Annotated in this window: 19 protein-coding genes; 9 read left to right on the top strand and 10 right to left on the bottom strand. The window is 59.8% G+C overall.

What is annotated here, in order from left to right:
- Positions 1-380: 380 nt before the first annotated feature.
- The 6 genes from ACSSVG_RS22745 to ACSSVG_RS22770 form a co-directional block, all read right to left on the bottom strand.
- Complete coding sequence (locus tag ACSSVG_RS22745) at positions 381-1,700, bottom strand: MFS transporter (RefSeq protein WP_492416484.1); 1,320 nt, start codon at positions 1,698-1,700, stop codon at positions 381-383.
- Positions 1,701-1,821: 121 nt separating this feature from the next.
- Positions 1,822-3,315 carry an NAD-dependent succinate-semialdehyde dehydrogenase gene (locus tag ACSSVG_RS22750; RefSeq protein ID WP_492416486.1) on the bottom strand — a complete coding sequence of 498 codons (1,494 nt, stop codon included), beginning with the start codon at positions 3,313-3,315 and terminating at the stop codon, positions 1,822-1,824.
- Complete coding sequence (locus ACSSVG_RS22755) at positions 3,308-4,222, bottom strand: alpha/beta fold hydrolase (RefSeq protein WP_492416488.1); 915 nt, start codon at positions 4,220-4,222, stop codon at positions 3,308-3,310. Before ACSSVG_RS22755 ends, ACSSVG_RS22750 begins: the two co-directional genes overlap by 8 nt.
- Positions 4,209-4,619 (bottom strand): hypothetical protein, encoded by a 411-nt coding sequence (locus ACSSVG_RS22760; RefSeq protein ID WP_492416490.1) that lies wholly within the window; start codon positions 4,617-4,619, stop codon positions 4,209-4,211. The genes ACSSVG_RS22755 and ACSSVG_RS22760 overlap by 14 nt, the downstream gene beginning before the upstream one ends.
- Positions 4,620-4,701: 82 nt before the next feature.
- Entirely contained in the window at positions 4,702-6,027 is a 1,326-nt protein-coding gene (locus tag ACSSVG_RS22765) for an MFS transporter (RefSeq protein ID WP_492416492.1), read from the bottom strand.
- Positions 6,028-6,203: 176 nt separating this feature from the next.
- On the bottom strand, positions 6,204-6,881 hold the full coding sequence (locus ACSSVG_RS22770; RefSeq protein ID WP_429329667.1) for a GntR family transcriptional regulator: 678 nt from the start codon (positions 6,879-6,881) through the stop codon (positions 6,204-6,206).
- Positions 6,882-7,032: 151 nt separating this feature from the next.
- On the opposite strand from ACSSVG_RS22770, the gene ACSSVG_RS22775 reads away from it, so the two are divergent.
- From ACSSVG_RS22775 to ACSSVG_RS22810, 8 genes are read left to right on the top strand one after another with little or no spacing between them, the layout of a single operon-like run.
- A complete protein-coding gene (locus ACSSVG_RS22775; protein ID WP_285241581.1) occupies positions 7,033-8,151 on the top strand; it encodes an alcohol dehydrogenase catalytic domain-containing protein in 1,119 nt (372 codons plus the stop codon).
- On the top strand, positions 8,148-8,900 hold the full coding sequence (locus ACSSVG_RS22780) for an SDR family oxidoreductase (protein ID WP_458106676.1): 753 nt from the start codon (positions 8,148-8,150) through the stop codon (positions 8,898-8,900). Before ACSSVG_RS22775 ends, ACSSVG_RS22780 begins: the two co-directional genes overlap by 4 nt.
- Positions 8,894-9,805 (top strand): NAD(P)-dependent oxidoreductase, encoded by a 912-nt coding sequence (locus tag ACSSVG_RS22785; protein WP_492416495.1) that lies wholly within the window; start codon positions 8,894-8,896, stop codon positions 9,803-9,805. Before ACSSVG_RS22780 ends, ACSSVG_RS22785 begins: the two co-directional genes overlap by 7 nt.
- Positions 9,806-9,833: 28 nt before the next feature.
- Positions 9,834-10,268 carry a carboxymuconolactone decarboxylase family protein gene (locus ACSSVG_RS22790; RefSeq protein ID WP_285241578.1) on the top strand — a complete coding sequence of 145 codons (435 nt, stop codon included), beginning with the start codon at positions 9,834-9,836 and terminating at the stop codon, positions 10,266-10,268.
- Positions 10,255-11,085: an N-acyl homoserine lactonase family protein gene (locus ACSSVG_RS22795; RefSeq protein ID WP_492416496.1), complete on the top strand. Its 831-nt coding sequence runs from the start codon at positions 10,255-10,257 to the stop codon at positions 11,083-11,085. Before ACSSVG_RS22790 ends, ACSSVG_RS22795 begins: the two co-directional genes overlap by 14 nt.
- Before the next feature lie 2 nt (positions 11,086-11,087).
- Entirely contained in the window at positions 11,088-11,402 is a 315-nt protein-coding gene (locus ACSSVG_RS22800; RefSeq protein ID WP_055976432.1) for a putative quinol monooxygenase, read from the top strand.
- Positions 11,403-11,414: 12 nt separating this feature from the next.
- Positions 11,415-11,633, top strand: a complete 219-nt coding sequence (locus tag ACSSVG_RS22805) for a hypothetical protein (RefSeq protein WP_492416498.1) — start codon at positions 11,415-11,417, stop codon at positions 11,631-11,633.
- Positions 11,634-11,670: 37 nt separating this feature from the next.
- Positions 11,671-12,615, top strand: a complete 945-nt coding sequence (locus ACSSVG_RS22810) for a zinc-binding dehydrogenase (RefSeq protein WP_492416500.1) — start codon at positions 11,671-11,673, stop codon at positions 12,613-12,615.
- Positions 12,616-12,709: 94 nt separating this feature from the next.
- Here the strand turns inward: ACSSVG_RS22810 and ACSSVG_RS22815 are convergent, their stop codons facing one another.
- Positions 12,710-14,239, bottom strand: coding sequence for an APC family permease (locus ACSSVG_RS22815; RefSeq protein WP_492416501.1), 1,530 nt, complete (start codon positions 14,237-14,239; stop codon positions 12,710-12,712).
- A gap of 366 nt (positions 14,240-14,605) precedes the next feature.
- Between ACSSVG_RS22815 and ACSSVG_RS22820 the strand changes: the two genes are divergently transcribed.
- Positions 14,606-15,334, top strand: coding sequence for a TetR/AcrR family transcriptional regulator (locus ACSSVG_RS22820; protein ID WP_492416503.1), 729 nt, complete (start codon positions 14,606-14,608; stop codon positions 15,332-15,334).
- A 147-nt stretch (positions 15,335-15,481) separates the two neighbouring features.
- On the opposite strand, the gene ACSSVG_RS22825 is transcribed toward ACSSVG_RS22820, so the two are convergent.
- From ACSSVG_RS22825 to ACSSVG_RS22835, 3 genes are read right to left on the bottom strand one after another with little or no spacing between them, the layout of a single operon-like run.
- Complete coding sequence (locus tag ACSSVG_RS22825; RefSeq protein WP_429329659.1) at positions 15,482-16,945, bottom strand: amidase; 1,464 nt, start codon at positions 16,943-16,945, stop codon at positions 15,482-15,484.
- Between the two features lie 56 nt (positions 16,946-17,001).
- Positions 17,002-18,015, bottom strand: coding sequence for an ABC transporter permease (locus tag ACSSVG_RS22830; RefSeq protein WP_160291495.1), 1,014 nt, complete (start codon positions 18,013-18,015; stop codon positions 17,002-17,004).
- On the bottom strand, positions 18,012-19,448 hold the full coding sequence (locus tag ACSSVG_RS22835) for a sugar ABC transporter ATP-binding protein (protein ID WP_492416505.1): 1,437 nt from the start codon (positions 19,446-19,448) through the stop codon (positions 18,012-18,014). Before ACSSVG_RS22835 ends, ACSSVG_RS22830 begins: the two co-directional genes overlap by 4 nt.
- Positions 19,449-19,450: the final 2 nt, after the last annotated feature.

Genomic DNA, 19,450 nt, shown 5'->3' on the forward strand with positions numbered 1-19,450 from the left:
CGGAGTGTTCCATTATGAGCGTTAGTGAGCCCCGGGGACCCGCATTCCAGGGGGCGCAAACCCTCGTTAATTGCAGGAAGGTTGGGTCGACGGCCTCCATGCCTAAGCATGTATAGCTGACGACCCAACCGAACCCACACAACTGCAGCCCCGTTTTCTCCAAGTTCTGCGCCTGATCCGGATGTTCAGGCGGTCTCATCCTTACGGGTTATCTGAGACCTCATCCTGGAGTGGGACAGGCATCGATTTGTAGAGCCCGTCACAACATGCCGCCATCAGGCCCCTCAACAACATCCGCAGTCGCTCACAGAACATCGGCTGGCTCCCACTGGCCACTGCAATTGACAAGGGGAGCAAACGGTCGTTGACCCTGACACTGTCTAACCAGCATGGATGTCCTTCTTGAAAGTCTCCGGAAGCCACTTGAGCAGGATCGGCACGGCGACGAGTGCCACCACTGCCATGTACCAAGCCGCCGACGTCGACGTTCCGGTCGAGCTTGCCAGCGCTGCTGCGATCAGCGGTCCAGGGCCGGCGACGATGGCGAGTCCCAGGTTGTAGCCGAGTGCGCTGCCGCTGGACCGGGTAGAGGCAGGGAAGAGCTCCACGAGCAGCACCACGTTGGTCACACTGCACAGTGCCTGACAGGCCCCGAAGAGGATAAGCCCCGCAACGATTGCCACGCCGTTCCCGGTTCCCATGAGCAGGAAGGACGGGATGGACAGCACAACGAAACCTACGGTTCCAAGAATGTTCAAGCTGCGACGGCCAAAGCGGTCAGACAGGATGCCCGCCAAAGGGCACATCAACAGATAAATGAACAAGCCTGCACCGCTGAGCGTTAGCGCTGAGGCACGGTCCAAACCAAGCGAGGTGGTCAGGTGGTTGTTCATGTACGTCGCCAAATAATAGATGCCGAGCCCGGAGACGCTGGAGAACGCGAACGTGATCAGGATCGGTTTAAGGCCCTTCGTGCCTGCCTTTGCCAAAGGGGAACCAGCCAAACGGTCCTCCGACTTCATGCTCTCAAAGACGGGGGTATCCCCCAGCTTCATGCGGATATACAGTCCGGCCAGGGACATGGGTGCTGCAAGGAGGAACGGAAGACGCCATCCCCAGCCCGATAGGTCTTCCGGGGAAAGTGCAGAGCTAAGACCAAGCGCAACGAAGCTTCCGACGATGAACGCCAAGGCAGCGGTACCGGAGATGAGGCTCGCATAAAGCCCACGCTTATTGTTCGGGGCGCTTTCCACCAGGTAGGCGGCGGAGCCACTCCACTCACCACCAGCGGCGATACCCTGCACGCAACGAAGCAGGACCAGCAGAATGGGGGCCAGAAGGCCAGCCACTGCGTACGTAGGAAGCAGGCCCATGACAGTCGTCGCCCCGCCCATGAGCAGAACCGACCAAACGAGCGCTGCCTTGCGACCATGCTTGTCGCCAATGGGCCCAAGGATAAACGCTCCCAGGGGGCGCATGATGAAGCCCACGGCAAAGACTGCGAACGCACTCAGCAGGGAAAGAATCGGGGTGCTTTCGGGGAAGAACAGTTTCCCGATGATGCTGGCAAAAAAGCCATAAACGGCGAAGTCGAACCATTCCATGAAGTTGCCGATACCCACCGCGAGGGCAGTCTTGCGGCGGGTGGCTGCGGATGGTTCTGTGGTGCCGGGAAGTGTTGTTGTGCTTGCGCTTTGCATGAAGACAACCTCTCTGTTGACGTCTGTTTGGGCATGGAATGGCCCCCGCCCCTGTTGCGAGCAAAGGGCGGGGGCCAGTGTGTGGGCGATGCTCCGCGTTTAAGAACGCGGGGGCACCGTGTTAGTCCGCGTACGGGTCGGGGATGGCGATGTACTGGGCGGTGGTGTATTCAGCGAGGCCTTCGGCTCCGCCTTCCCTGCCGAGTCCGGACTGCTTCACGCCACCGAACGGAGCGGCCGCATTGGAGATCATGCCGCTGTTGAAACCGACCATGCCGAACTCGATCTGTTCTGCTACGCGGAGCATCCGCGCGTGATCGCGGCTGAAGAGGTAGGAAGCCAGTCCGTACTCGGAGGAATTTGCCAGGCGGATGGCTTCTTCCTCAGTGCGGAAGGTGGTGACCGGAGCAACGGGACCAAAAATCTCGCTGGACAGAATCGTTGCATCGTGCGGGACGCTGGCCAGAACAGTCGGCGGATAGAAGTAGCCCGCGCCGTCGCGCGGTGCGCCGCCTGTTGCCACGGTGGCTCCTTGCGCTACTGCTTCGGTGACCAGAGCGTGGATGTCCTTGCGGGCACCACCATCAATGATGGGCCCGACGGCGGTACCCGGGTCAGTGCCTCGGCCCAGCGTCAGTGAACCCATGGCCGCGGCAAACTTCGAGGTGAAATCTTCTGCGACCGATTCGTGCACCAGGAAACGGTTGGCTGCGGTGCATGCTTCGCCCATGTTGCGCATCTTCGCTGCCATCGCGCCCAGGACTGCCTTGTCCACGTCAGCGTCCTCGAACACGATGAACGGCGCGTTGCCGCCCAACTCCATCGAAGTCCGCAGCACATTGTGGGACGCATCCGCGAGCAACCGTCGGCCGACCGGCGTCGAGCCCGTAAAGGACACCTTCCGAAGGCGCGAGTCCTTCATCAGGGGACCCGAGATTGCTGACGCGGATGATGAAGCGACGACGTTCAGTACGCCGGCGGGAAGACCTGCTTCCTGCATCACTTGGGCAAACAACAGCGACGTCAGCGGCGTGAACTTGGCTGGCTTGAGGACCATAGTGCAGCCGGCGGCAATGGCAGGGGCCACCTTTCGGGTGGCCATCGCCAGCGGGAAGTTCCACGGTGTGATCAGCAGGCATGGCCCCACGGGCTTGCGCTGGACCAGGATCTTGTTCTTCCCCTCAGGGGACGTCAGGTAGCGGCCGTAATCGCGGACCGTTTCCTCGGAGAACCACCGCAGGAACTCCGCTCCGTAGGTCACTTCGCCGCGTGCCTCGGCGAGGGGCTTACCCATCTCCAGGGTCATCAGCAGAGCGAAGTCTTCGGCCCGTTCGGCAACAAGCTCAAAGCCGCGTCGGAGGATCTCTGCCCGGACGCGAGGGGCAGTCCGCGCCCAGGACGCTTGCACCGCGTCAGCAGCATCCAGTGCCGCCATGGCGTCGGCGCTGGTGGCGTCCGCGATCTCCAGGAGCTTCTTTCCCGTTGCGGGGTCCTCGACGGCGAACGTCCCGCCGCCGCTGGCATCGCGCCACTGGCCATTGATCAGCAGGCCGGTGGGGATAGTCGAGAGCAGAAGGCGCTCAAGTTCAGGGGTGACAGTAGCCGTTTCAGGCATGGTGGGTTCCTTCCAAGGCAAGGGAATCAAGGTCTTTACCGGCCACGCCCGGGTGGAGTTCTTCGAGGATCGGCAGGAGGTATGTCTTGAACAGCGGGTAGTTCTCCGCCATTGGGAAGTGCCCGATGTCTTTCATGGCACCGCCCTTCGCGCCCGGGATCTCGGCGATGGCATCTGCCGTGTCTGCAGGAGTGCAGGCGTGATCGTATTCACCCGTGAGGAGGTACACCGGGCACGCCCTGGTGTCGATCTCATGTCCTCTGCCTCGGAGGTCCAAGTCCTGGGAGTAGAAGTAGGTGTCACCTCGGTAAATACCGGGGCCGCCCTGGCTGTAGATCCACCAGACTTCGCGGCGGGATACCTCTGGGCTTTGCGGTGCCATCAGGCTCGATGTCCAGGTGGGTACAGACTGTTGGGCGTTGACGTCCGGCCGAAGGGACCAGTCCTGGAAGCGCCCGTTGACCTTGAGCGCTCCCGACAACCCTATGACTGCCCCGATTTCATCGGCGTGCCTGCGGGCCAGTTCCAACACAAGGGACCCGGCCATGGAGCAACCGATAACTGTTGGTTGCTCTATATTCAGTGCCGCCGCAAAGTCTCGGACAATTGCGACATAGGCGTCAGCGGTGAGCAGGTATTCTTCTTCCCACCAGCCTTCCGGTGGGAGGGATCGGCCGTGCCAGGGAAGGTCGAATGCCACCACCCGGAACCGACTGGTGATCTCCGGGTCATTAAGCAGGTGCCGGAATTGGCGCGAATCAGCGCCGGCAGTATGCAGGCAAAGGAGGACCGGTCCGCTGCCGGCTTCTTCGAAGTAGATGCGCTGATCGCGGCCTGACGAACGCAGGTTCACGTAGCGGCCAACCACATCTTCGAAGCTGGCTACAGGTGTGTCAGTGCTGGACATGGAGTGCCTTTCCGAGATCCACCAGACGTGCAAGGACCCTCAAATTGCGGACGAGTTCGACGTCGGACCCACCGAGCGCTACATCCGGGCTGTTCTTTCCGAGCGCCAGCAAGTCATGACGCAAAGGCTTGGGGTGGGGGTCGAAGATCTGTCCCCAGCCGGTTGGGGAAGCAGATATGACGATGTGGTCCTTGGGCAGGTCTTTCCAGGGCGTTGGAATCAGGCTGGAACTTTGGAAGTTCAAGACCACGCGCCAGTTACCTGGTGAGACGGCGTCAATCCAGAAGTCGCTGAATTTGCCAATGACCTGCAGCTCACGGTCAGTGTGTACCGCGTTGGCGAGATGGGTGAACCACACGTCCGATATGACAGGGAGTGTGTTGTTGGTTGAAGTCATGAGCTTCTTTCTGCGCTCGGTAACGGACTCAGAGTGCTGTGGTGCAAGGCCGGAGACGTCTCCGGCCCTGCACCACGAAGGATCAGATGCTCAGTTCGTCCACGCGAACGGTGTCATTGGCCTTCTTGTGCTTGATGGTCTTCGCGGTGACGATGGCGATGAAGCCGAGGACTGCGGAGATGACCATGTACCAAGCGACTGCGTCGCTTGATTGGTACTGCTGAATCAGCAGGGTTGCGATGATCGGCACTGGTGCTGATGTGACGATGCCGCCGAGTTGGTATGCAAGGGAGGTGCCGGTGTAGCGAACTTCCGTGGGGAAGAGTTCTGCCGTGAAACCGGAAATTACCCCGTAAGAGACGCCGTGAAGAAGCGGCAGCGCGATGACGAGCGCCAGCAGAATACCCCAGAAGGTTCCAGTGCTAAAGAGGGCGAAGACCGGGAAGGCGCCCACGGCGACCAGAACGCAGCCCGTCAGAAGCACCTTCTTCTGGCTGTATTTATCCGCGAAGGTGGCGAAGAACGGCAAGGTAAACACCTGAAGGGAGGCGGCAATCATCAGTGCGACGAAGATCGTGCTTGAAGGTATGCCAAGCTGCTTGGGGCCGTAGCTGACCAGGAACACGGTTGCGATGTAGAACGTGAAGTTTGGCGCGAAACCGCAGAGAATGCCGTGCATGAGTGAGCGCTTGTGGTGCTTGAAGACTTCAAACGCCGGCACCTTGGGGACTTCGTTCTTCTCCTGGATTTCCAGGAACTCAGGCGATTCGGTGACTTTGAGTCGGATCCACAGGCCAACGATGACCAGCAGGATGGAAGCAATGAACGGGATTCGCCAGCCCCACGACAGAAGCTGGTCCTGCGGCATGAGTGCAATCAGCGCAAAGGTGCCGCTGGAGAGGACGGTGCCGGCAGGTACGCCGGCCTGAGGGAAGCTGGCAAAGAAGGCCCGCTTGTTGGCTGGTGCATGTTCCAGGGACATGAGCACAGCGCCGCCCCATTCCCCGCCGACTGCGAAGCCCTGCAGGAACCGGCAGACCACGAGCAGAATCGGAGCCCAGATACCGATGGTGGCGTAGTTGGGGAGCAACCCCACCACGAGCGTGCCCAATCCCATGGCCAGTACAGACCAAACGAGCATCTTCTTCCGGCCGATCTTGTCACCGAAGTGCCCAAAGAACGCACCACCGAAGGGACGGGCGATAAAAGCCACCGCGAAAGTGGCGAACGAAGCCAGAGTGCCGGCAAACGGGTCCAAAGTAGGGAAGAACTGGCTGTTAAGCACCAAAACAGTGGCAGCGCCAAAGATGTAGTAGTCGTACCACTCGATCGTGGTGCCAATGAAACTGGCCATGGCGACCTTCGCCGGTGAAGGCGGCGACGCCAGTGTCGCGGATGATGCGCCCATTACGCTCAACCTTTCGAAACAGAGAGTTGGGGGGATCCAGTTCATACTGGAATGTCATAAGACCGTATTACGGTGTTACGAGCTTAGAACGCGCATGTGATCCACGTCAACTCGCTATGAGGCAAAACAAAAGCTCCGGTTCACCATGGGCGAACCGGAGCTTGGAGGGGTCGGACTCAGCTGGCGTGAAGCTTGCGCATCTCCCCCAGGGCCGCTTCCGCAGCATTGCGAACATGTTCTTCGCAGGCCAAGCGGGCCTCGTCGGGATCCCGGTTGACGGCTGCCGCAGCTGTGATCCGGGTGATCTCTGCGATGGTTCGGGCATCACGGCCAGGAGCCGCCAGGGAGAGCGTCCGGAGCATCTGAGTCCGGGCATTCACGCTTCGCAACATCCGGGCAATCTCCGCGTTTCCGGTGCCATCAAGCAGCACGTCGTAGTAGCGATCCTTAGCAGCCAAGCGTTTTTCAGGGTCCCCTGAGGCCACTGCCACCTTAACTTCGCCAAGCCTGGAAACCAGCTCAGTACACTGCGCGTCACTCGCCCTTTCCGCGAAAAGGCTGCCGGCCAGCGACTCGAGGGCACGGCGTACTTCATACAGGCTTTCCGCGTCGTGAATGCTGAGCGTGGCAACTTCAGGGCCTCGATTCGGGACCATCGTTACGAGCCCCTCGGACTCTAGCTGCCTGAGGGCTTCACGGATCACCGTCCGGCTCACGGAGTACTTCTCGCACATCACCGTCTCGACGAGGCGGTCCCCCGGCGCGAATTCCTGGGCAACGATGGCTCGACGCAGCGCGTTGACCACTTCCGTGCGAAGCGGCGCAGCTGTTCTGCGGATGGCGTCAATAGTCATGGCATTCCTTCTAAAGGGTTTCACCATCATACGCGATGACACTGATTGTGGGACTGGACACGCTTGTAGGTATTACTGTAATACTGGATTAGCGCAAATGCAGCTCACGGAGAATGATTCCGCCGGTGACGGCGGCGACTTGAGGAGAACGATGAAGTTCAGAGGAGCAGTTCTGGAAACCATCGGGGCATCAACGCCCTGGGGGGAAACCACTCCCATCAATGTGGCTGAGTTGACCCTCGACGCACCGGGCCGAGGCGAAGTCCTTATCCGCATGGAAGCGGCAGGAGTCTGCCACTCGGACCTCTCGCGCGTCAGCGGTGTGCGCGTGTGCGCAGTACCCATGGTCCTTGGCCACGAAGGCTCAGGGATCATCGAGGAACTCGGCGAAGACTGTGACGATCTCAAGATCGGACAGCGCGTCACGATGACCTTTATGCCCCGCTGCGGTGAATGTACTGCCTGTACTTCCAGCGGGTGGGCGCTATGCCTCGAAGGCACCAAGGCCAACGCGGAAGGAACGCTGCTCCACGGAGAGCGACGTCTGCGAATCAACGGCCAGCCCCTGGACCACCACGGTGGAGTTTCGGCGTTTGCCGAGTACGCCGTCGTGGACAAGCATTCTGTCGTTCCGCTGCCCGAAGGCGTACCGGCGGACGTCGGCGCTCTCCTCGGTTGCGCCGTCCTCACGGGCGGCGGCGCAGTCATCAATGCGGCTAAAGTCCGGCCTGGCGAGTCTGTTGCAATTGTTGGCATGGGCGGCGTTGGCCTGGCCGCGGCGCTAGTGGCCATAGCTGCGGGCGCAGGAGAAGTGGTTGCCATCGACATGCTTCCATCCAAGCTGGAAACGTCCCTGGAGATTGGTGCGACTGCCGCCTACACACCTGCCGACGCAGCAGCCGCAGGTCTGAAGTTCGACGCCGTGATCGAATGTGTGGGAAATCCCGCCGCGCTCTCCGGTGCCATCGATATGACCAAACCAGGCGGCCGCACGGTAACAGTCGGGCTTCCCCGGCCCGAAGCACGACTCGAAATCTCGCCGTTGAGCCTGGTTGTTGAAGCCCGCCAGATCATCGGCTCCTACATGGGCTCCGGCATTCCCTCCGAGGACATCGCCCGCTATGCCCAAATGTACTTGGATGGCGTCCTGCCAGTGGAAAAGCTCATCTCCGGCACTATCGCCCTGGACGACATCAATCACGCCATGGATGAACTCCGCGAAGGCAAAGTCATCCGTCAGATCATTGACCTCAAAGGAAACGCCTCGTGAATTTCACTGACCAAACCGTCATAGTCACTGGCGCCGGCAGCGGTATCGGCAGGGCAGCCGCCCTGCGATTCGCTGACCTCGGCGCCAACGTGGTCATCGCCGACAAGAACGAAGCGGCGGCCCGGGAAGTTGCCGACGAGGCCGGCGCCAAGGCACTTGCAGTCACCGTCGACGTCAGCGACTCGGCCAGTGTCCGCTCGATGATCAAGGCTGTTGTCGACAACTTTGGGGGCATTGATGTGCTCTGTAATAACGCGGGGTTTGGATTCCCCGGGAACGTGCTGGAAATCGACGAAGAAAACTGGGACCGCCTCATGTCCGTCAATCTCAAAGGCGTGTACCTCTGTTCAAAATACGCCATTCCGGAACTAGCGAAGACCGGTGACGGCAGGATCGTCAACACTTCCTCCTATACAGCCAACGTTGGCATCCGCGACCGAGCTGCATATGTGGCCTCCAAAGGCGGCGTATCCGCGCTCACCCGCGCCATGGCGCTGGACCACGTGGATCAAGGCATTCGCGTCAATGCCGTGGCTCCGGGAACTATCAACTCGCCCTACTTCGACAAGATGATTGCCGAGTCAGCAGAACCGCAAGAGCTCGTTGACTCCCTCAATGGCCGTTCGCCCATGCATCGTATGGGGCGTCCGGAAGAAGTTGCCGAAGCCATCGTCTGGCTGGCAGCCAAAGAGTCCAGTTTCGCTACAGGGTCTGTGCTCACTATCGACGGAGGAACGTCAACATGGTAATCCCCGATACTCACGCGTCCCTTTTTGTAGGGCTCGGGAACATGGGCCGGCCGATGGCCATCAACTACTCCCCCGGCCGCGAACTGTTCGTTTACGACACGAATCCGGTGGTCGCCGCAGAGGTGGCTGCGGCGACTAACGGCACCGCTCTGCCGGACCTCGAGAACATCCCGTCCCATGTGGGGACCGTGATCCTCATGCTCCCCAACAGCCGGATCATCGAGTCGGTCCTGCGCACCAGTCCGGGACTCCTGAAGCGTCTGACGGCTGGAACCTTGATCATCGACATGAGCTCCTCCGAACCCGAAAGCACCGCAGCCCTTGCTGCTGAGGCCGCTGCCCTCGCCATCGATTACGTCGATGCACCGGTGTCCGGTGGTGTCGCCAAGGCCCTGACCGGGAAGCTGGCCATCATGGTCGGTGGCGACAGCACCGCCGTCGAACGCGCCAAACGGCATCTTCGTAACCTCGGCGAGTCCATCACCCATGTCGGGCCCCCAGGGACGGGACACGCAGCCAAAGCGCTGAACAACCTGCTGTCAGCCACCAACCTCGCCGCCGCCGCGGAAATTCTGACGGTGGCCGCAACGGCTGGAATTGCACCGGAGAAGATGCTGGAGGTCATCAATGGCTCGACGGGCCGCAGCCAGGCGTCAGAGTTCAAGTATCCCCGCCACATCCTGACTGGAAGTTTTGATTCCGGCTTTGCCATGGACTTGATGCTCAAAGACCTGAAAATTGCCAAAAACCTCATTTCCCAGCAGTCCGCTGAGGCGCCGATCGTCCTCACCGCACAGGAAACCGCCGAGAAAGCGCGGGAGCTCTTGGACAGTGACAATCCGGACCACACCGAATTTGCCCGATACTACGAAAAACTCAACGGCACACCGCTGCGCACCAGCTGATCGCCGCACCATCCGGAAGGACACCAGTATGACCATTGATCTGAACGACCAGACCGCCGAGGCCCAGACATACATCGACGACATGGCGCGCAAACGCGGATACGTCCTCGATTACCACAAAGTAATGGCCAAACACGATTTCCCCGTACTTCAGGCGGCCAACCATGTGGTCTCCGCCGCCTATTTGGATGAGCGCACCCTGGACCGTAGGACCAAGGAACTCATCTTCATTGTCAGCCTCACAGTCATGCGCGCATCCAAGGGACACATTCAGTCCCACATCCGCGTGGCGCTTGACCTCGGCCTGACGCCCACCGAAATCCTGGAAGCAATCGAGATTTCGCTTCCGGAGGCCGGCGTCGTTGCGTTCCAGGCCGGATTCGAAGCATGGCGGGAAGTTGTGGGAGCCGACGGACTCGAACCGTCCGTGGAAGTTCACGAGGGCGGCAATGGCGCCGGCTAAGAACGACGGCGGCTACCGGGTTGTCGTCGTTCGCGTCGGCACCCGGGCCACTGAACGCAGCGACGTCTACCTTAACTACCGTTTGTACGGGGAAGACGACGGACCGGCCACCGTTGACTACTACTTCTGGATCCTTCAAGGGCCAGAAGGCACCCTTGTTGTGGACACAGGCTTCGGCGAAGAAGCAGGCCGCCGGCGCGGCCGGACGCTGCTGCTGCACCCCGCCGATGCCCTTGCCCACCTAGGCATTGACCCGAACGATGTCGGTGACGTCATAGTGACCCATGGCCATTACGACCACATCGGAAACCTTGACCTGTTCCCGAACGCCCGGATCCACATTGCCGAAGCTGAATACCGGTTCTGGACCTCGCCCACAGCTGGACACGTCCAGTTCTCCTTCTACGCTGAAGACGGTGAAATAGACCAGCTTCGCTTGGCCGAAACCCAGGGGCGCCTCAAAATGTTTTCGGGCGAAACGTCACCGGCTCCGGGAATCAGACTGGTCGAAGTCGGCGGGCACACGCCCGGACAGGCAATTGTCTACGTCCCCACTTCGGAGGGCGACGTTCTTCTGGCCTCTGACGCTGTCCACTTCTACGAGGAGTTGGAACGCGACATGCCCTTTACTGCAATCAGCGATCTGCCGGCCATGTATGAGGCATTCTCGTTCATCCGTGAAGAAGCGCGTCAACGCGGGCTCACCGTCATCGCGGGCCATGATCCGGACGTTCTGGCACGATTCCGTCCCTGCCAGGAACTCCCTGCCGGGGCCGGCGTGGCCATCGGCGCAACCCACCAAGACCCAAAGGAGTAATCATGACCAGCACCTTCAATGTCGTTGCCAGATACAGAACCAAGCCAGGAACCACGGAAGAGGTTCTGGGACACCTGCAGAAAATGGCAGCCCAAACCCGTGAAGAACCCGGCAACATCTCCTACGAATTCTTCCGCGGAGTGGAGGATGACAGGAAGATTGTCATCCTGGAGAGCTACCACACTGCCGAGGACTTTGACCTGCATCGACAGACGCAACATTTCCTCACCATCGGGGCTGTCCACATCATCCCGGAGCTCGAAGCGCGGACCGTTTCCACCTATGTCACTGCCAACAGCCCCGCAGAAGCTCCTTAGGAAGGCACGAGGATGGAAACAGCCTCCACCACCGAAGCCCGGATCAGTCAGAACTGGTCCGGGCTTCGGCCTGCCCAGACCGTCCTGGTTCGGGAATCCATTGGCGAGCAATACCCGGCGACAGTCGACGCGATCACCGAGGACTGCACTGTCATCTGGGTAGTCTCCGACACCACGCACCAGCGCAAGGCTTTCGACTACCGGGAAGGTGTCGTCGTCACGCCGGCTTAGTAAACCTTCGCCCAACAAAGTCAGTTCTGGAGGAACTATGAAGTACTCCCAATCCTCAAAGTCGACGATGCGTGCACTGGCCGTCAGCCTTGAGGCGCCCGGGCGAATCGATGTTCAGGACGTCCCTACCCCCTCAGCACGTCCTGATGAAGTGCTGGTTGAGGTTCATGCCATTTCCCTCAACCGAGGCGAGATGCGTGCACTTCGCAGTGCACCCGCAGGCGTCATCCCCGGCTGGGATTTCGCCGGAGTCCTCCTGGAGGACATCAGTGACGAGCTGACGGCCGGCGCCAGAGTTCTCGGAATAGTGGAACATGGCGCCTGGGCAGAGATGGTCGCCGTGCGCCGGGACTCGATTGCCGCCATTCCTGAAGAGATAACGTTCGCTGAGGCCGCAGCGTTGCCCACCGCCGCACTCACGGCTTTGCGCACATTGCGGCTCGGGGCTGTGGGCCTCGGTGATCACGTCCTGGTCACCGGCGCCTCCGGCGGTGTTGGCCAGTTCGCTGTTCAACTCTCCACACAAGCAGGAGCCATGGTTACGGCGCTGGTCTCCACGGGCACGAACACCGATGCGCTCAAGGCCATCGGCGCCAAACACGTGATAACCGACATCGAGCAAGCCCGCGATCGTTTTGACGTGATCATCGAGTCAGTGGGCGGCCAAGTACTTGGCCGCGCACTGTCCATGCTGGATTCGCGGGGCCGGTTGGTTGCCTTTGGCAATTCGTCAGACGAGCCAAGTAGCTTCAATGTCCGTGATGTTTACAACGGGGCTCTGGTCAAGATCCTGGGTTTCGAGCTGTTCTTTGATCCTCTTCCTTTCGGACGAGACCTGGCAACGCTCCTGGACCTCATGGTGAAAGGTAAGCTCACCCCGCACGTTGCCCAAGTCCTGCCTTGGGATGACATGGCTATCGCTCTTGACCGGTTGGGGAACCGCGCTGTCGGCGGAAAGCTGATCCTCACACTAAGGAGCTGACTACATCCCCGTCTGGCTTGATCCAGAGCACGCCAAGAATGCCGCCCCAATTGCTTGGGGCGGCATTCTTGGCGTTGAGGAGATTTACGCCCGGCTAGGCATCATCTGCGGTCGTTGAGAGCACGCGGCCGAGTCCTTCGTAAGCTGCCGGCCTCTTGGACCTAAGCCAGAGAGCAATAAGAAGACTGAAGACGAACCACGCGATGCAGAACCATGGAATGAGGCTGACCCAGATGATGTCACCACCGAGGTGGCTGAGGTTTGACCACAGCAGGTAGAGGGCGCCGGCCAGTCCAAGAGCGCCGATTGCAGGAGCTACGCCGGTCCGCCACCAGTGCGCATGAACTCGGTGGGCGGGAAGCCGGTGGTAGCGGATGGTGGCGATGGAGCACAGAATTTGGTTGAGCATGACCCAGAAAGTGCAGGCAATGGCAAACCAGCCGAATACTTCGGAGTACGCCGCGGTATTGAAGTCATTGCCTGCAAATTCCTGCGCCGAAGGGGCGGCGAAGTAGAAGGCAGTGAACAGCGCAAGGATAAGGCCCGCTCCGAAGAACGTTGCAACTGCTGCGTGGTGGGGGCTTCCGTAGCGGGGATGCGTGTGGCCCAGTTTGCTGGGAAACAGAACGCCCTCCCGCGCGATTGCGTAGATGTAGCGTGAAACGGTTTGGTGGAACGCCAGGATCGAGGCAAAGCATCCGGTAATCACAAGCCAGTTGATGCAATCGGCCGCCCACGCTCCAACGTAAGTCTGGGCGAGCGAGATGTAGGACTGACCCAACAGGCCAGTAGTCTCATCCACCACTTTGCCGGTTCCGAAACCCGTGATTGTTGCCCAGGCCGTGACGAACAGAATGAGGCCGATGCCAATGACTGCGAGGTAGGTTGCCAGCGGCACGAGCTTCCTGGGGTTCTTGGATTCTTCGGCGTAGTTGGGTACGACTTCGAATCCGAGCCAGGACCAGAAGGCGAAGAAGATGCCGATGCCTGGGGCTATTCCACCGAAGGCGTTGATGGGGTTGATCGGTTCGAGGCTTACGCCCTCTGGCCCACCGTTCATGAAGATAGCGCCATTGACGATGGCAAGAATGATAATTTCGCCGATGAACAGGACACCGAGAACCTTAGCCGAGAGTTCGACGCCGAAGTACGATGCCACAGCAGCGAGGACCAGCGCGATACCTGCGATGACAAGCCACGGCACGTCTATCCCGAAGGACTGCTTCAGGGCGGCAGAGCCGAAGTAACCAATGGCCCCCAACACCGCCACCTGGACGCAGAGGTACCCCAGCATCAGGGAAAGCCCTGATGCCAGCCCGAGCGGTTTACTCAGACCGTTGCTGATAAAGCTGTAAAAGCCGCCGGTTGCGCTGAGTCGTCGCGTCATTGCTACATAGCCGACGGCGAAGCAGAGAAGTACGCCCATTGCGACGATGAATCCGGCTGGAGCTCCGACACCGTTGCCGAAGGCGACCGCAAGCGGAATGTTGCCCAAGCAGCCCACCAGGGGGGCTGCGCTGGAGAAAGCCAGCAGAAGAATGCCTACCAGTCCGAGGGAACCGGACTTGAGGCGATGGACTTCTGTCTGTTCAGATGACGCGGAAAGGGCACTGGAAGTTGCCATGGGGGGTCCTTCTTCAAATTTTGACGCACTGTTGGGGAGCACGCCAAAGAACATTGGGAGGGTGCGGATACCGTCGAGAATTTGGGACGGGGTAGGCCCGCATCGTTCGTGCCATCTGCGAGTGGAGGATTCGCCGCATGCAGAGCTGACAGAGCCGATGAAGTAGAGCTGGCATCGCTGCGTCCAGCGAATTCGAAAGAATGAAACAAGTTCATCTTTCATATTGGAAGTATGAGGCACAAGTCACACTTCGTGCAAGAGTCAGTTGCTGGGGAGGACACAGGAGCCGCGGCGAACACCTAGACTGGACCAAAGAAAGTGAAAAGTTTTCACGCTTACAGGAGACAGGCTGGAGGGGGCGCCACGATGAGCCAGGCAGCGCAACGCGAGGTAGATGGTTCCATGGCGCCTTTTGATGGAGACCATCCGCCGGCACCCGCGGGGCCAGCGCATTCTCTCTCGGAGCTTCTAACAGAAGCGTCCGCCACAGTCGGTGCCCACAGGACGGCCGTACAAAAGCGCAGCCGCTCGAAGATGGAGACGGTACTGAAAGCCGCTATCGACCTTCTGGTCGAAGGCGGACCTGAAGCAGTGACCACGACTACCGTGGCAGCTCGGGCCGGCGTTTCGGTCGGGTGGCTTTACAACTTCTTCGATGGCCGGGAGGCCTTGCTGGAAGAAATTCTCGTGTCCTGCCTTCAGGACCTTGATAATCGGCTGGATAAGGTGAATTTCGACCTGGGCGGGCCTGACTGGAAAGAGAAGGCCGAAGCAGGCGTTGAGGCCCATATCGAATTCTTCAATGAGACCCCTGCGTTCCGCGCCATTTGGTTCTCCACTGAGTTCACCGGCCGAATGATCCGCGCTAACCGTATGCATGACAACGAACTGGCAGCCTACTTGGCCAGGACGATCACCGATACCAGGCCGGATGCGCCGCAAGTTCCTTTCGATGTCGTGACGCAAATTTTCGTCGGTATGCTCGACAAGGGTTTCGACCTTGCTTACCGGGAGTCACCGGATCGAGGCAACGAGGCGCTGCTGCAGGAAATGAAACGCTCCAGCATCGAGTACCTGGCCACCTATCTGCCGTAGGATCCCGCGCTCGCAGCCAGATGGACATGCAATCAACATATCGGCCCGGACGCGAACGCCCGGGCCGATCCAGAAAGCCGTATTCATTTCAGTTAGGTCCCGGGGCGCGAGAGCCGCCCTAGGAAATCGTCAGTCTTCGAGGAATCCCTAGGTGGGACGTGGAGCCGTCAGCTCCCGGTCCCCCAAATAAGAAGGGCGGAGGTGCGACCAAGGCCTGGCAGCTTCGAATGCTGCGGCGGCCCTCAGAACCTTCCCATCCGAGTGAAAACCGCCCGCAATTTGCAGTCCAACGGGCAACCCTCCCGAGGTAAATCCGGCGGGCACCGTGATGGATGGCGTCGTCATCATGTTGAATGGATACGTGAGCAACCATCCGAGGATCTGCTCCCGGAGCGGCTTACCCTCAAGCCAGCTGGGCGCGAACTGTTCCAGAGGAAAAGCCGCTGAGGTCAGGGTTGGAGAAATCAAGAGGTCGAAACCTGACATGAACTCTCTGAAGGTCTGCCACATCTGACCGCGGTAGAGGTCGGCCCGACCCTTATCTTCTCCATTCAGCGTCTTGCATTGACTCATGATCTCCAGAAGGTTCTCATCCACCTGTCCCGTCATGCCCTGCCAGTCCAGCAGGTCAACCTGGCTGGCAAATCCAGGAAGCCAGACGCCGTTCCACATCGCTTCCTGGGCTCCGCCCCATGACGGAGTGGCCTCTTCGACAACCGCACCAAGTTCCTCGAAAGCGTCCATGGCAGACCTGCAGATCGCCGCGACCTCCGGGTCCACGTAGCCAAGGCCCAGATCTGAGGACCAGGCGATCCGTAGGCCGTCGATCGGCTTCTTGATCTCCTCGGTGAAGTCAATATTCATGTCCGGAAGACTGGTTGGGTCTTCGTCGTCCGGACCAGCCATGACATTGAGCATGAGCGCAGCGTCAGCCACTGTCCGGGCAATCGGCCCATGATAGATCCAGGTATAAAAGCGACCCCCCAGAATTGTCTGTGGGATGAGGCCATGGGTTGGTTTCATCCCGACAACACCACACATCGAAGCCGGGATCCGAACCGACCCCGCTCCATCGCTCCCCTCTGCAATGGGTGCAAGGCCTGCAGCCACAGCAGCAGCCGATCCCCCGCTGGACCCGCCGGCCGAGTAGCCGCTTTTCCAGGGATTGTGAGTGGGCCCGTACAAATGGTTGTCCGTCCCCCCGTAGTAGCCACCCTCGGGCATATTCGTTTTTCCGAGAAACAACCCCCCAGCCGCTTTGAGACGCTTAACGACGGCAGCATCGTGCTGAGCTACGGTTCCTTTCAGCGGCAAGTAGCCGTACGTTGCCGGCAGTCCACTCATGGCGGTGAGTTCCTTGACTGCGAAAGGGACCCCGTGAAGCGGCCCAAGCGCTGCACCCGAGTCCACCTGTGTCTGCAGGCGTTCGGCGTCCGTAGTGACCTGCTCCTCGTCGAAGGTAACGTACGCGTTCAATTGCGGATTCACAGCCTTGATGCGGTCCGTCATCGATGTGGCGATATCGACAGGGGAAAGTTCCTGGCGGCGTACCTGTTCGCTTATATGTGTCGCGCTCATCCAGGAAATGTCTTCAGTGGTGACGTGGTCCATGATTCTCTCCTTGAGTTTGAGGTTTGTGGTGTAGTCGTGGCTGGTCACTGAGTGCGTCACTTGGACCGCTGCACCCAGAAGCGAATTGCCTCAAGGCCGGCGGCCAAGACCAGTACACTGCCCGTCACGATTCCGGCGATTTCCGGCCCCAAATTGAGTAGCGTTAGCCCGTTCTTAAGGATGGCGATGAGCCATACTCCAAGAACCACGCGAAGGACGCTGCCACGTCCACCGTTGAACGGCACACCGCCAAGGAGCACGGCGGTCAATACGGTCACTTCGAATCCGACCCCAAGGGTGCCAGAAGGGGCGCTGTCCAGTCTCGCCACCTGCAGGACACCTGCAATACCGGCCGCCAGTCCTACTACAACGTAGAGAAGCACTGACAAGCGTTTGACCGGGATGCCTACAAGGTAGGAAGCCCTCGCATTCACCCCGATTGCGATAATTTTGCGGCCAACAGGGAGACGATTCATGGTGAGCAGGGCTGCGCCGATGACCAACAGGGCTGCGAGGCCCAGATAGGACACACCGAAAATGGAGCCATTGCCCAGGATATTGACATCAGACGGAAAGCCGTACAGCGAATCAGGGGCGAGATACTGAGCAACACCCCGCGTAGCGGCGAGCATTCCCAGCGTTACTACCAAGGGAGACAGTTCCAGCCATCCAATCAGCAATCCATTGATGGCGCCGATTGCTGTACCTACTGCGATTCCTACTAAGAGCCCGGGGATGAGACCGGAACTCAAGAAAGTGAGCCCGGAGCACACTCCGGCCAAGGCCAACGTCGAACCGACGGACAGATCGACGAATCCGGCCATCAGCAACACTGCAGCCACCACGGCCACTATGAAGGTCGGCCCATTCTGGGTTAGTACCGCAAGGAGGTTGCCGCCGGTAAGGAAAGACTTGGTCGCCAGAGAAAAATACACCATGAGACCAAGGGTGGCGGCCGGCATGAACCAGTTGATGCCCTGAAGAACCAGCTTTTTGCCGGCAAGGCCAGGCTGTTTGGTCCTTGGGCTGTTGCTTGGGGGACTCATGGTGGTGGACTCCAACGTAGTCACTTTGATGTTCCTTCCGCTTCGCCAGAACTGCCTTGGGCAGCTGACAGTAGGTAATTTTCTGTGATGTCTTCGGGGGCGATTTCCCTAGGCACTCCGTCCACCAGAACGAAGACACGGGTGGCAAGCGCGAGGATTTCCTCGGGTTCGCTGCTCGCGAAGATCACGCATCGCTCAGGACCGGAGACAAACTCGCGGAGTAATTCGTAGATCTCGTGTCGGGATCCGATGTCCACCCCTTGAGTTGGTTCATCCAGGAGCAGAACCGATGTGTCGCCAAGCTCACCGGCCCAACGCCCCACAACCAGCTTTTGGGCATTTCCCCCCGAGAACGAATCCGCTGGATTCCCTGGAGACATCGGACTCAGCCGGATCCTCCCCGCCGTCTCAAGAAAGGCCGCCCGTTCGCGGCCACGGCTACGAAATCCTCGTGAGAGCTGGTGGTAGTGCGGAAGAAGTACGTTTTCTTCAGCCGTCATGCTGCCGAAAAGAGACTGTTCTTTTCGATCGGAAGCCACCAAGGAAATGCCTGCCCTCAGTGACTTGGACCGAGTGGAGGCAGGGGACGTCCGCGACAGGCTGACGCCCCCTCCCACAGGTCTCCTTACTCCTGCCAGAGACTCCAGAAGGTTCGTCCGTCCCGAGCCCAACAGCCCGAACAGTCCGATGATTTCATTGGCATGGACTGTCGTCGTCAAAGGCCCCGTGAAGGAGCACTGTAGTGCCTCCAGCTGCAGCATCGGCGCGCCTGGTTCGCAGTCTGATGCCCGGCCGGTCAGTGAGCTGCCTGGAGAGATGCCATCAACCAGGTCCTTCATTTCAAGGTCCAGGCGATCCCGGGTCCAGTGCACCCGGCCGTCGCGGAGGACAGTCACAGCGTCGGCGACCTGCAACACCTCGTTCAGCAGGTGCGTCACGTAGATAACAGTGAGACCCCGCGTCGTGGCCAGCCGGCGCACGAGCCGGATCAGGGCCGTCACTTCATGAGGGCCGAGGGCTGCCGTTGGTTCATCCAAAATGAGCAGGTCCGGTTTCCGTCGCAACGCCCGGGCGATTTCAACGATCTGCTGCTCCCCCACTGATAGTGAACCGACCAAGGATTTGGGGCTTATGTCCACGTCCAGAGATTCGAGGATGCTTTGTGCTTCACGCTCCTGCCGGCGGGTATCGATGGCCCCAAGGACGGTCCGACGCTCTTGGCCGAGAAATATATTGTCCGCGACGGAGAGCGACGCGATGAGCTGAAAATGCTGGTAAATGATGGCGCATCCAGCTTCAAAAGCTTGTGTCGGCGTGAGCCCACGGTAGGGGCGCCCCCCGATGACGATTTCACCATCATCGGGACTGGTAGCTCCGCTGAGGCAACCCAACAGTGTGGACTTCCCCGCACCATTGGCGCCCAGAAGTGCGTGAACTGTGCCCGCAGGAATATTCATGT

Source organism: Paenarthrobacter sp. E2MeOHC11 (assembly GCF_058744955.1).